Here is a 13,350-nt window from a genome sequence, read left to right on the forward strand (position 1 = left end):
GCTCGGATTGGGTAGCAGCATTTTATGGTTGATGATTGTGCGTACCAGTGCAAAAAAAGAACCTTTATGGTGCGCCGTGATTTATTTTGCACTTTAGTGGTGCTTTCTGGCTTTGGGCTGCGTCTTGTGCTTTGGGCGGCTATAATGGCCGCCCATTTAGATGTGCGACCTTGCAATGAAATTTATCGTTAAGCTGTTTCCAGAAATTATTATCAAAAGTAAGCCCGTGCGAAAGAAGTTTACGCAACAGCTTAGGGATAACCTCCGCAAATTATTGTTACCACTTGACCCTGATCTAACGATTATCCGTGATTGGGATCGAATTACCTTGGAGACTCGGAGTACTGACCCTCTCGTACTTCAGGGTTTTGTTGTGGTGCTGAGTCAAACGCCGGGTATTGCCCATGCGATCGAGGTCGCAGAATACCCTTTGGTTGATGTTCACGATATTTATGAGAAAACCCGCGAGGCTGTGGGTGATAGCCTTCGCGGTAAGCGTTTTGTGGTTCGCTGTAAGCGAGTTGGGCAGCACGACTTTAATTCCGGTGAGGTTGAGCGCTATGTGGGTGGTGGTTTAAATCAGCATGTTGAATCCGCCGGTGTTGATCTTCGCAACCCCGATGTCACTGTACGCATCGAGGTGCGCAATCAGCAGGTGTATATCGTTAATCGCCGTATTGAAGGCTTGGGTGGATTTCCCTTGGGTACGGTCGATGCGGTGATGTCTTTAATCTCGGGTGGCTTCGATTCCACGGTGTCCAGTTATATGACCATGAAGCGGGGTATGCGTACCCATTTTTGCTTCTTTAATCTTGGTGGGCGCGAGCACGAGGTAGGTGTAAAAGAGGTTGCCCTGTATTTGTGGCTTAAATATGGCGCATCGCACCGAGTTAAATTTGTGAGTGTGCCGTTTGAAGATGTAGTTGCAGAAATTCTCAAAAATGTTGAAAACTCGCAAATGGGAGTAATTCTTAAGCGAATGATGTTGCGCGCGGCATCGCAGGTTGCCGCCCAGTTAGAGGTGCCGGCACTTGTTACAGGAGAGGCAGTGGCTCAGGTTTCTAGCCAGACCTTACAGAACTTATCGGTTATCGATCAAGCCACCGACACACTTGTCCTGCGGCCGTTAATTACCATGGACAAGCTTGACATTATTAAAACCGCGGCAGCCATTGGTACCGAAGAGTTTGCCGCGAATATGCCGGAGTATTGCGGCGTGATTTCCGTTAAGCCCACCACGAAAGCCAAGCCGGAGAAGATAGCAGCTCAAGAAGCTAATTTTGATTTTGCTGTATTGGAGCGAGCTATTGCAGCGGCGGATTTTATTAATATCGATCAGCTGGCTGATGAAGATAAAACAGTCGCTGAGGTTGAGGTACTACCAATACCGCTACCGGATTCGGTTATTTTGGATGTCCGTCATCCCGATGAGGTTGATCGCAAGCCACTAAAAGTAACAAGCGGTGAGGTGCAGGCTGTGCCATTCTTTGAGTTGCATCGTCGATTTGCCGAGCTGGATCAGTCTCGTATTTACCTTTTGTATTGTGATAAAGGTGTAATGAGTCGCCTGCATGCTTCGCATTTAATTGAGCAAGGCTTCAGTAACGTTAAGGTATACCGGCCGTCGTAATGACGGCGGTAAAGAAGGTGGGCGCAAGCGAGCTATTCTGCAGGTTTGCCCAGGCTGAAGTTGTAGTATTTAAAGTGCTGGTCTTCTAGGGTCAGCGTTGCCGTCATAATGGCGCTGCCGTGTTCAAAGCGAACATTGCTGCTGTAGCTTAATTTAGGCGGGTGATTAAGAATGGATAGAGCACCGCTTAAGCGCGAAAAAGACGGTTCATCCATGCTGCTGAAAGCGCCCAGGTGTCGATAGCTGGCGGTTAAGTCTGTGAGCTGTTGATCGCTAACTTCTTTTAATGTCTCTTGGCCTAGCTCTGATTTTAGGTCGCTCACCTCCCAGCTGGAAATTTTTTCTAGCGACGCTTTTAAATAACGATCTGCATTTGATTTGTAATGCGCCTCTACCTCCCCGCTGTAGTAGTAAAGACCGCCAAAGCCCAGTAGGCCTGAAATAACGAAAACGTTTAAAGTGATATTGCGCACAAAGTTGATCCTGTTTAGATAAGTTTAAGGCTGTTAAAGAAAATAAGAACGATGCCAACGGGAGCTAGATAGCGGAGTGCAAACCACCAGCATTTGAATAATATGCCATCTCCCATGCCTACGTGCTCAGAAACCGAGGGGCGGGATAGGGCCCTCCCTACAAAAAGGGCGATCATCAAGCCGCCCAAGGGCAGCATAATATTGGCGGTAATGTAGTCTAATGCATTAAAGACCTCGCCATAAAATATACAGGCTATGCCGCCAAGCCAGGCAATAGCGGTGAAGCTAAAGGTCGATACTGGACGTTTAATACCGTATTTTTCTAGCCAAGCAACTCCCGGCTCAATCAGTGAAATAGCGGAGCTCAGCGCGGCAATGCTGACCAGTGCAAAAAATATGGTTCCAAAAAATTGACCGCCGGTCATATTTGAAAAGGCGATGGGTAGCGTAACAAACATAAGCCCTGGGCCTTGGCCGGGGGTAAGGTCATTGGCAAAGACCAAGGGGAACATGGCCATTCCGGCTACAAGCGCAATCACGGTATCAAGTGCGGCGATGGTTAACACTGTTTTGCCTATGGAGCTTGTGCCGGGGAAGTAGGCGCCGTAAGCCATAATGGCGCCCATGCCCAAGCTCAAAGTAAAAAATGCGTGACCCATCGCAACCAGCACGGCCTCGCTGCTGAGTTTGCTAAAGTCGGTGTCGAACATAAAGTGTAGGCCGGCGCTAAAATCGCCGTTTATCCAGCTATAGCCCAGCAATAATAGTAAAAACCCAAAAAGGATGGGCATGAGAATATCGACCGATTTGCCGATGCCGTTGGTAACGCCGCCAGCAACAATAGATGCAGTGACAAGGCAGAAGACGCTGTGCCAGAGAAATTGCTGAGAATGACTGCCAAGCAGTTGCGAGAAGTTGGCCTCAATCGCATCGGCTGGAGTATCAAGATAGGCGCCGCTAATACTCTGGGCAACATAATCCAATGCCCAGCCAGCGACGACACTGTAGAACATCATGATCATTAAGCCGGCTAAGATACCTATTGCGCCAACTGCGCCCCAGTTGCTGGACTTACCCTCTGCTTTTCCTAATTTACTCATGCTGTGTACGGGGTCGCTGCGGCCGGCTCGGCCCACCATAATTTCTGCAATCATCACCGGTATACCAATAAGGAGAATGCAGGCAAGGTAGACAAGAACAAAGGCGCCGCCGCCATATTCGCCGGTGATGTAAGGAAATTTCCAAATATTACCCAGTCCAACGGCCGATCCTGTCGCGGCGAGAATAAACGTCCAGCGGCTCTTCCATGTGATATTGGTGGTCATTGAGGTCGGTATCCATAGGGCAGTTGCGGTCAATGTCATTCGATTGTAACGGCAATCGGCTGGATGCCCAAGCGGCAACCATTGGCTGTTAATTATGGTAATAGTTGTTTGGGGTGAATATAAATTGCTCAGTTACTGCTATGCGGGCTAGGGCTGGTGTATAATGCGCGGCCATTTTATCCAACAACGAAGCCCCTCCATGATTGATACGCTGCGCAATATCGCTATTATCGCCCACGTTGACCACGGTAAAACCACGCTAGTGGATAAACTGTTGAGTCAATCGGGAACCCTTGATCGCCGTAACCAAGACTCTGAGCGAGTCATGGACTCCAACGACCAGGAGAAAGAACGCGGTATTACCATTCTTGCCAAAAACACCGCAATTGAGTGGAACGGCTACCGTATCAATATTGTTGATACCCCTGGTCACGCCGACTTCGGTGGCGAAGTAGAGCGGGTATTGTCGATGGTAGACAGTGTATTGCTGTTGGTCGACGCGGTTGATGGCCCCATGCCGCAAACTCGATTTGTTACCCAAAAGGCGTTTGAGCAAGGCTTGAAACCGATTGTTGTGGTAAACAAAGTAGACCGCCCCGGTGCGCGTCCTGACTGGGTGGTAGACCAAGTTTTTGACTTGTTTGACCGTCTTGGCGCAACAGATGAGCAATTAGATTTCCCTATCATGTTTGCCTCGGCCTTAAATGGTATTGCTGGCTTAGATGCCGAAGACATGGCAGAAGACATGACGCCGTTGTTCCAAATGATTGTGGACAAAGTACCTACGCCAGAAGTCGACGTAGACGGCCCCTTACAAATGCAAATCTCTGCCCTAGATTACAACAGCTACGTTGGCGTTATCGGTGTAGGCCGTATTACTCGCGGTACCATGAAGCCAAATGACCAGCTAGTTGTCGTTGGCGCAGACGGTAAATCTCGCAAGTGTAAAGTGCTTAGCGTGATGGGCTACCTCGGTCTTGAACGTGTTGAAGTCGCAGAAGGTAAGGCGGGTGAGATTGTTTGTGTAACTGGTATCGAAGGTTTAAATATCTCAGATACCTTGTGTGCACCTAGTAACCCAGAAGCCTTGCCACCATTAAGTGTTGATGAGCCTACGGTAAGTATGACGTTCCAAGTAAACGATTCACCGTTTGCTGGTAAAGAAGGTAAGTTTGTTACTTCGCGTAATATCCGTGACCGCTTAGACCAAGAGCTTATTCATAACGTGGCACTGCGTGTTGAAACCGGTGACTCACCAGATAAGTTCAAAGTATCTGGCCGTGGTGAATTACACCTTTCGGTATTAATCGAAACTATGCGCCGCGAAGGTTTCGAAATGGGTGTTTCTCGTCCAGAAGTAGTACAGCGTGAAGTTGATGGCGTGATTCAAGAACCGTTTGAACACGTTGTTATCGACGTAGAAGAGCAGCACCAAGGTTCTGTTATGGAAGAGCTCGGCTTGCGTAAAGCTGAGATGACCAATATGGAGCCAGACGGCAAAGGTCGTGTAAAGCTTGAGTTTATTGCACCTGCGCGTGGTTTGATCGGTTTCCGTGGTCAGTTTCTTACCATGACTTCGGGTAGCGGTATTATGACAACCGTTTTTGATCACTACGGTGAAGTGAAAGGCGGTGAACTAGCGGGTCGTCAAAACGGCGTTATGGTTTCTATGGTTGCGGGCAAAACCCTGAGCTATGGTTTGTTCAACTTGCAAGATCGCGGCCGTTTATTCTTGGGTCACGCGGCAGAAGTTTATGAAGGCCAAATCATTGGTTTACATAATCGTAACAATGACTTGGTTGTTAACCCAACTAAAGCGAAGCAGCTCACCAACGTACGTGCCTCAGGCACAGACGATGCTTTAACATTGTCACCACATGTTAAGCATACTTTGGAGCAGGCATTAGAGTTCATTGAAGATGATGAGCTAGTAGAAGTGACGCCAAAAAGTATTCGCCTACGTAAGAAACTACTGAAAGAGAATGAGCGCAAGCGCGCTAAGTAATTTCAGCTTTGAGCGGCTACGTTCTGTAGCCGCTTATATCTTCTCTCGCCAGACTTCATTTCGATACCTACCGGACTGCGCTACACTCAGTAAGCGACATTCTGATATTGGTTATTGATATGCTTACTTTGTTTCCAGATATAAAGCCTTCTCATACTTATCAATTAGCCGTTGAGGCGCCTCATGTTTTGTATGTTGAGGAGTCGGGAAATCCAGACGGCATACCTGTGCTTTTCGTTCATGGTGGTCCGGGTGCGGGGTGTAGCCCGCGAGCACGGAGTTTTTTCGATCCTGAGCGCTATCGCATAATATTATTTGATCAGCGCGGCTGCGGGCGCTCAGAACCACATGCCTGTTTAGATAATAACTCCACGCCAGCGCTAATCAGTGACATGGAATCCATTCGAGAGCACCTAGATATCGACAAGTGGGTGTTGTTTGGTGGCTCATGGGGCTCAACCTTGAGCCTTGCTTACGCTCAACAACATGCCGACCGTGTACATGCGATGATTTTGCGGGGAATTTTTTTGTGCCGTAGCAAAGAGCTTGATTGGTTTTATGGCGAGGGTGGGGCAAGTCGAATATTCCCTGATTACTGGCAAAGTTTTTATGATTGTGTAACGCCTCGTCAAGGCGAAAACCGAATTCAAGCCTATCACCGAGTGCTACACGGAGAAAATGAAGTGGCTCGAATGTCAGCGGCAAAAGCATGGTCGCTTTGGGAGGCACGCTGCTCAACACTGCGGCCTCATCACGACGTTGCTGATCATTTAATGGATGCACACACCGCAGTGTCAATGTCGCATATTGAAACGCATTATTTTGTTAATGAGGCCTTTATGGCAGAAAATCAATTGCTGGATAATATGTCGGTGTTGGCGGATATTCCGGGAATTATTGTTCATGGTCGTTATGACATGATTTGTCCATTAGAGAGCGCGCTAGAGCTGCATAAGGCGTGGCCGAGTTCTGAGCTCCATATTATTCGAGACGCGGGACACTCGGCCTTTGAACCTAGTATTGCGGATGCCTTGGTAAAGGCGAGCAATGAAGTTGCTGACTTGTTAAGCGGTGGTGAGTTAAGTTATTGAGGTAGTGGTTTTCTTGGTCAAGAAAATCCTCGTGATAAAGGCCTGAGAGCTTAGTGAAGGGCTAGTAAATTTTAATAGTGAGTTTAAATGAAAGCGTTATTGCAACGGGTTAAATTTGCCCGTGTTGAAGTGGACGGCGAGTGTGTGGGTGAGATAGCTCAGGGGCTCTTGGTGTTTTTAGGGTTGGAAAAACACGATGATGAAAATGCGGTCAGTAAAATGATGACCCGACTGCTGCAGTACAGGATATTTTCTGATCACGAAGGCAAAATGAATCAATCCGTAACGGATGTAGATGGCGGTGTGCTGTTAGTTTCGCAGTTCACCTTGGCGGCGGATACCCGAAAAGGTCGTCGTCCCGGTTTTTCATTAGCGGCAGAGCCACAAGTAGCCCAAGCTTTGTATGAGTACGCCTTGGCTGAGTTGCAACAAGTACACGGAAAGGTCGCAAGCGGTAAGTTTGGAGCAGACATGCAGGTAAGCTTGTTGAATGACGGGCCCGTAACATTCATGCTCGAATCCTAATTTGTTGAAGAAAAGCCTGGCGAGCAGCTATTAAGCCTTCGTAAATATCTGCATCTTGTTAGCCATAATGGGAAATATAACGTACGTAAAACGTTTATTAAGTTGACGGCTTTTATTTAGCACATTATCTGTGCAGTATTTTTCTGTTTCTAGGTCATAACGATTAAGCGTGTGAGCCTTGGATATTGTCTGAAAAAACAGTACGGTTTCTTCCGGCGGATTTAGCTTGGTATAAGGCCTTGTCAGCACTCTCGACTAAAACATCTAGTGGCGTGGCATTACTTGCTTTGATTTGGCTAACGCCAATACTGACGGTTAAGTGTATTTTCTCAACTAACTTATGAATCCGCTCGGCGTAGCGTTGTGCTGCGTCGCGACTAGCGTCAGGAAAAACAATGATAAACTCTTCACCGCCATAGCGGCCGATAATATCGGAACTGCGCCCGAATTCATTTAAAATTTTTCCTAACTGCTTGAGGGCTAGATCACCGTAGGCGTGCCCATGGGTATCGTTTATTACTTTAAAATAATCTATGTCAATAAACAGAAGAGCAACTTCCCTAGAACTTCGTATTGCTTGATCTAGCAGGGTTTCACTTAAGCGCATGAGTTCACGACGATTGTTTACCCCAGTAAGTTCATCGACGGTGGCCAGTGAGTTCAATCTTTCAGCTTGAGCTTCTAAGCGCTCACGATTTGATATGAGCTCGTTATAGAGTTTGTCACGATTAGTTGATGGAACAATTGTCCAATAAAGTAAACCATCTTTGTCTGGTGAGCTACGGACATAGATCACAACGGGTAGCCGTTCACCATTACCTTTAAGTAGTGTGACCTGTGTTTCTTCACACTGACCTTCTATAGAAATAATTGGAAAAAGATAGGTATCAAAAAATATTTGTGATGCACCGCTGAACAAAGTGTTGATGTTTTTACCTAGTAGGTGAGAGTCCTCCCAATCGAGCTCCTGCTTAAAATAACTATTGGTGAATATAATATGACGATGCTCATCGCTTACCATTAATCCGCCAATAAAGTGATCGGCAAAATTCGTGGCAACATTGCTATCTGGTGGCAATATTCTAGTTTTCATGGCTGAGCATATTGCGTAGAGCAAATTCTGTTATTTTATCTTTGATATTTTCTGGATGGGTCATATGTAAGCAGTGACCATGAGCTTCTATGATATGGAGCTCGCTGTTGGCAATTGCGGTCTTCATATATTGGCCAACACAAAGTGGTGCCAGTATGTCGTCACTACTTTGCAGGAGTAAGCAGGGCAGTAGGGTTTTACTTAATAGATCTCGATGATCACCAAAAAAGGTGGCTTTGGCAAAATTCTTGGCAATGATGGGATCGGTGGAGCAGAAGCTTCCCGTAAGCTCGTCAAGTAATTCTGTTTGATGTGCAGAGCCTAATACAAGTGGTGCGAGGTAATTGGCCCACCCGATATAGTTTTTATCCATAAGTGAAATTAATTCTTCAAGATCCTGATGATCGAAGCCGCCCATATATTCAGGTGGAAGATTTAAAAAACACGGTGAGGGGCACACCATTATTAATTTGGAGAAAAGGTTAGGTTGCTGATTTGCAACAATAAGACCGATCATGCTGCTTACAGAATGGCCGATAAAAGTAATTTCTTGCAGTTTGAGGGCGTCACAAATTTCGATTACGTCTTGGCTATAACCTTCTAGTTGACTGTATCTTTGTGACGAGTAAGTGGATACCTCGGAGTGACCAGAGCCGACATAATCAAACAAAACGATGCGGAAGTTTTTTTGTAAGCTGGGTGTTAGAAAACGCCACATATTCTGGTCGCAGCCGAAACCGTGAGCCATTAGTAAGGTGTGTTCACCATTACCGATAATTTGCACATTGTTCCGGCGTAATACATCCATCGCGGGCATTATTTATCCTGATGAGACTATGTTTTTAGAAGGAAAAAGGGGAGTGAGGATTTTCTAGGATAAACCGAGAGTCGATCTATAGATGTAGGTATATACACTTATGGAGTGCGGTTAATTAGACGGTTTCCGTCGTAAATTACAGTCTCTGCTATTAGGGCTTTGGTGTTTGACCTTAGGATTAAATTAAATGATTTGGATCATGGGAAATCTATAAAAAGAGCCCGTAGCACTTTTTATAGATTAACAATTCTAAATTGACAGTCTTTGTTGGAAGCGTTGTTTTTTCCGATATGGGAATACATCCGCCACGTAGCCATTGCGAATTGTATCTTGTAGGCCTTGCCAATAGGCGGGTTCATAAAGTTCGCTATGAAGTGCGTCAAAAACTTTTTTAGCGCGCTGATTACCTGAAAAGAAGAGGCGGAACTCTTCAGGAAAAACATCTTCAGGATTGACCTCATACCAAGGTTGTATAGCCATGGCTTGTTCGTCATTTTTAGGCTCGGGGAGCTTGCGAAAATTGCAGTCAGTCAGCGGACAAATTTCATCATAGTCATAGAAAACCACTCGGCCGTGACGCGTGACGCCAAAGTTTTTCAGGAGCATGTCGCCAGGGAAAATATTACCTGCGGCCAATTGCTTAATGGCATTGCCGTATTCACCCATCACGCTGTGTAATTGATCGTCATTGCAGTCTTTAAGGTAAAGATTGAGCGGAATCATTTTACGTTCTATATAAACGTGTTTGAGTAAAAGTGCGTTGCCACTAATTCTTACTTTTGAGGGGGCTTCTTTTTGTAGTTCTGCGATGAGCTCATCGGAGAAACGGCGTCGGTCAAAAGCTAAATTGTTGAACTCTTGGGTATCTGCCATCCGGCCACCGCGGTCCCAGCGTTTTACCAAGCTATAACATTGGCGGACATGTTCTTGGCTCATGTCTTTAGGTGGCGTAAATTTATCTTTAATGACTTTATAAACATAGCCAAAGTCGGGGCGAGTAAACACCAGCATGACCATGCCTTTTATGCCTGGGGCAATAATATAGGGGTCTTCACTGCTTTGGGTGTCATTAACTGCAAAGCGGTAAAACTCAGTTTTACCATGTTTGGGCATGCCAATAGCGCTATACAGTTCGAATATTTCTTTGTGGGGCATCAGCCGGTGTAAAAAGGCAATGTATTCTGAGGGAATGGACGTGTCGACCATGAAATAACTGCGACTAAAACTAAAAAGAATCGATATGTCATCTGGGTCGTACAATACCGTGTCGACAAAAATTGACTTGTGTTCGCTGTGTAAAATAGGCAGCACGAAAGGCATATTAAAGTCGCCGCTTACAATTCGACCAACTAAGTAGGCTGCCTTGTTGCGGAAGAATAATGACTCTAAGGTTTCAACAACAATCTCTTTATCATTGTCACGAATTTTGGGAATTAAAATTCGATTGACGACATTCATAATAAAACCGACGTCGCGATGCTTGTCTTCCCATGGGATGTTGAACTCGCAGTCATCTAGCATTGATTCAACAATTTCTGCTGCGTTGTCACCGTTAAAGCGATAGCGTTTGAGTATGGACTCGCTGGCGATTGGCGGGCGCTCTTGATTGGAGGTTAAAGCAAAGGTGTGAATGTCACGGATTTTTTCGTGATCAAAAACATGGCAGTAAATTGAATTGAAAAAGGATTGAGCAATTTCGTAATTGTCATGGTGTTGAATAAGCTCGCCATACTCTTGCTTGGCTATTTCCCAGTTATCGCGGTCTTCTACGCTGCCACCAGTAATGGTGTACGCCGCTTCTGCCACAATCGAGCGTTTTTGTTTCCACAGTGAAAGCCGGTCGCGAATGGCTCTTTGGGCGCCGTGCCAGTCGGCTGCTTCAAACCGAGCTTGGGCGCCTAGGGTTATATTTTTGTACTCGGCAAAGAAAGCGTCAAAACCATTCAAAATTGCCATGGCTAGGCGGCGGGTATTAGTGGTCACGTTAGCTTGGTGTCCTGTTGTTACGAATCAGCTGACCAGCGGTTTCGCTTAAAAAATTAAGCAGCCGCGCTGGTCAATTACAGCATTTAAAGGAAGCAGTCGGCCATGACTTCCATAGCTTCGGGTTGTGCGCAATTGAGCAGCATAGAATTAATTTCGCCGCGTTGAGATGCCGCCTTCCAATCGGCGGCGCGCTCGCGTATCCGTGCTTCTGGGCCAACTAGGGCAATCTCGTCTACGAGGGCGTCAGGTATGGCGTTACGGGCATCGTCTTTTTTGCCCGCTAAGTATAAGTCTTGCACCTGCTCTGCGGCATCGCCGTAACCCATTCGTGTTGCATAGTCGGTGTAAAAGTTCTTACCTTTTGCGCCCATGCCGCCAATGTAAAGAGCAAGAAAATCTTTAATGAAGTAGCGGCAGCCGTCAATATTGTCATCCATAATAACGCCGACAAAAGGGGCTACATCAAAGTCGGCTTTATTGCGGCCGCTTTTTTCTAAGCCTTTATTGATACTTGGTTCAAGGACGGAGTATTTTTCTGGGCTCATCCACACAGGGAACACGCCGTCGGCAACTTCAGCGGAGGCCGAGACTCCGGCAGGCGTAATCGATGCAGTGTAAATGGGAATATTGGGGTCGCCATGCAAAATCGACTTTAATGGCTTGCCTAGCCCCGTTGCGCCAGGTCCTTTATAGGGCATTTGGTACATGCCGCCATCAAACTCCACCGGTCCTTGGCGTTCGAAGATTGTCTTCATGATTTTAATGTATTCGCGGGTCCGAGTGACGGGCTTGCCGTAGGGTACGCCATGCCAGCCTTCTACAACCTGGGGGCCTGAGGCGCCAAGACCGACAATAAAGCGACCGCCAGAGAGTTGGTCAAGACTCATGGCGGTCATGGCGCACATAGCAGGCGTGCGCGCAGGCATTTGCATAATCGCGGTGCCCACTTTTATCGTACTCGTTTGCGCTAGTATCCAGGCCGCCGGTGACACGGCGTCTGAGCCATAGGCCTCAGCGGTCCAAACAGAATCGAAGCCGAGGGTTTCGGCCTGCTTGACGGTATCCATTGGTAGCGATAGTTTGGCGCCAGAGTAGCCAAGTAGTAGTCCTAGTTTCATGTGTGTCTCCCACAAGTGGTTTTATTGTTAGTGTCTGAGGGTAAGTCGCAGTAAATTTATGGCGTTTCTAAGGGTTCTGATGACACGATGATGCCAGTTAGATCCGCATATAAATAGTCGCCTGCAGCAAGGGTAGTTCCGCCGAACTCCAGTTGGATGTCACAGCGGCCATCGCCGAGTTTTTCTGTTTTACGCGGTACGCTGCCTAGCGCCATGATGCCCAGTGGCATAATGGCTATTTCTTCTACGTCGCGTAGATAGCCGTAAATCACAATGCCGGCCCAGCCGTTATCGACGGCAGCTTTGGCAAGATTGTCGCCCAGTAGTGAGCGTCGTGGAGAGGCACCGCCATCGACGACGAGAACGCGGCCTTTGCCGGCTTCTTTAACGCGTTCTGCTACCTTGGAGTTGTCTTCAAAGCATTTTATGGTGGCAATTTGGCCGCTGAAATTTTGGTTGCCGCCATAATGACGAAACGGGCCTTCAATAACGCGTACTTTGTCGCCATATTCGTCGCACAAATCGGGTGTAGATACTGACACCGTAGCCTCCGTAGATTTACATTTGAAAACTGCTAACTTGGAATCTTACAAATTAGCGCAATTGGTTCAGATTTCCTAGCATGTTGCGCCAAGAGTCTAGGGCTAATAAACGCTAAGTTTTGTTTTTGAGCGCTTTTAGCTGGTCACTATGTCTAGGTGTGCGACATCAATATCACTATCAAGGTAGGCCATGCCCAATTTATTTAGATACTCTAAACGGTCTGCCTTCATTAAATCTATTTCAGGTATACCAAAGCCGTGGGCTTGGTAAATACTGGCGAGATAGGCCATAAAGTTTTCACCTTCTTTGACCAGCAATAAGCTCGCTGCACCCACGTCGGGTTTAACCTTGGCATTTAAGGCTTCGGGTAGCGTTGCTGAAAATACAACGGCTTGTTCGCTGCCTTCAATGCGCACGCTGCGGTTGCGCACGGTTTGTTCTGCCCAGTAGTAGGCCAATTCCTTACTTTGAGTGAGAAAAACCGGCTCGATAGATTCGGTGTAGCTATTGCCTATGGTGGCCATGGTTTTTTTTGCTGCGGCTTTAATCTCTTTGTCGCCAGAGCGCTTTAAGCCATGTTCTTTGATGGAATCAGCGAGTGCTGACGAAGTGCCGTGATACCAAATGTTACTGGTGGCAAATCCTTGCTCGCTCAACAGCGCTTTAGCGTCTTTAATGGAGTCGGGTATATCAGCCATAATTGAAATCACTTAGTCAGATTGAGGATGGGAGATCATGGATTTT

12 protein-coding genes are annotated in these 13,350 nt (G+C 46.8%); 4 read left to right on the forward strand and 8 right to left on the reverse strand.

The features are described 5' to 3' along the window. Nucleotides 1-175 precede the first annotated feature (175 nt). Nucleotides 176-1,630 (forward strand): tRNA uracil 4-sulfurtransferase ThiI, encoded by a 1,455-nt coding sequence (gene thiI / locus AELLOGFF_RS00115; protein WP_159266753.1) that lies wholly within the window; start codon nt 176-178, stop codon nt 1,628-1,630. Between the two features lie 32 nt (nt 1,631-1,662). Here the strand turns inward: thiI and AELLOGFF_RS00120 are convergent, their stop codons facing one another. Together AELLOGFF_RS00120 and AELLOGFF_RS00125 are read right to left on the reverse strand one after the other, a co-directional pair. After that, nucleotides 1,663-2,103 (reverse strand): hypothetical protein, encoded by a 441-nt coding sequence (locus tag AELLOGFF_RS00120; protein ID WP_159266754.1) that lies wholly within the window; start codon nt 2,101-2,103, stop codon nt 1,663-1,665. A 14-nt stretch (nt 2,104-2,117) separates the two neighbouring features. Further along, the gene (locus tag AELLOGFF_RS00125; protein ID WP_159266755.1) at nt 2,118-3,428 is read right to left on the reverse strand and encodes a sodium-dependent transporter; all 1,311 of its coding nucleotides are present in this window, start codon (nt 3,426-3,428) and stop codon (nt 2,118-2,120) included. Nucleotides 3,429-3,627: 199 nt separating this feature from the next. On the opposite strand from AELLOGFF_RS00125, the gene typA reads away from it, so the two are divergent. The 3 genes from typA (at nt 3,628) to dtd (ending at nt 7,049) form a co-directional block, all read left to right on the forward strand. Next, the gene (typA, locus tag AELLOGFF_RS00130; protein ID WP_159269216.1) at nt 3,628-5,433 is read left to right on the forward strand and encodes a translational GTPase TypA; all 1,806 of its coding nucleotides are present in this window, start codon (nt 3,628-3,630) and stop codon (nt 5,431-5,433) included. A gap of 119 nt (nt 5,434-5,552) precedes the next feature. Further along, nucleotides 5,553-6,524: a prolyl aminopeptidase gene (gene pip / locus AELLOGFF_RS00135; RefSeq protein WP_159266756.1), complete on the forward strand. Its 972-nt coding sequence runs from the start codon at nt 5,553-5,555 to the stop codon at nt 6,522-6,524. A gap of 87 nt (nt 6,525-6,611) precedes the next feature. After that, nucleotides 6,612-7,049, forward strand: a complete 438-nt coding sequence (gene dtd / locus AELLOGFF_RS00140; RefSeq protein WP_159266757.1) for a D-aminoacyl-tRNA deacylase — start codon at nt 6,612-6,614, stop codon at nt 7,047-7,049. Between the two features lie 163 nt (nt 7,050-7,212). On the opposite strand, the gene AELLOGFF_RS00145 is transcribed toward dtd, so the two are convergent. The 6 genes from AELLOGFF_RS00145 to AELLOGFF_RS00170 all read right to left on the reverse strand — a co-directional run bounded on the left by AELLOGFF_RS00145 (nt 7,213) and on the right by AELLOGFF_RS00170 (nt 13,304). Beyond that, complete coding sequence (locus AELLOGFF_RS00145; protein ID WP_159266758.1) at nt 7,213-8,142, reverse strand: sensor domain-containing diguanylate cyclase; 930 nt, start codon at nt 8,140-8,142, stop codon at nt 7,213-7,215. Next, nucleotides 8,132-8,959 carry an alpha/beta fold hydrolase gene (locus AELLOGFF_RS00150; protein ID WP_159266759.1) on the reverse strand — a complete coding sequence of 276 codons (828 nt, stop codon included), beginning with the start codon at nt 8,957-8,959 and terminating at the stop codon, nt 8,132-8,134. The genes AELLOGFF_RS00145 and AELLOGFF_RS00150 overlap by 11 nt, the downstream gene beginning before the upstream one ends. Nucleotides 8,960-9,208: 249 nt before the next feature. Continuing rightward, on the reverse strand, nt 9,209-10,942 hold the full coding sequence (gene aceK, locus AELLOGFF_RS00155) for a bifunctional isocitrate dehydrogenase kinase/phosphatase (protein WP_159266760.1): 1,734 nt from the start codon (nt 10,940-10,942) through the stop codon (nt 9,209-9,211). Between the two features lie 86 nt (nt 10,943-11,028). Beyond that, nucleotides 11,029-12,063: an LLM class F420-dependent oxidoreductase gene (locus AELLOGFF_RS00160; RefSeq protein ID WP_159266761.1), complete on the reverse strand. Its 1,035-nt coding sequence runs from the start codon at nt 12,061-12,063 to the stop codon at nt 11,029-11,031. Nucleotides 12,064-12,119: 56 nt separating this feature from the next. After that, nucleotides 12,120-12,605 (reverse strand): ribonuclease E activity regulator RraA, encoded by a 486-nt coding sequence (rraA, locus tag AELLOGFF_RS00165; protein ID WP_159266762.1) that lies wholly within the window; start codon nt 12,603-12,605, stop codon nt 12,120-12,122. Between the two features lie 135 nt (nt 12,606-12,740). Then, a complete protein-coding gene (locus tag AELLOGFF_RS00170) occupies nt 12,741-13,304 on the reverse strand; it encodes a hypothetical protein (RefSeq protein ID WP_159266763.1) in 564 nt (187 codons plus the stop codon). Nucleotides 13,305-13,350: the final 46 nt, after the last annotated feature.

Origin of the sequence: Zhongshania aliphaticivorans, assembly GCF_902705875.1 — a bacterium.
In the GTDB taxonomy this organism is placed as follows: Bacteria; Pseudomonadota; Gammaproteobacteria; order Pseudomonadales; family Spongiibacteraceae; genus Spongiibacter; species Spongiibacter aliphaticivorans_A.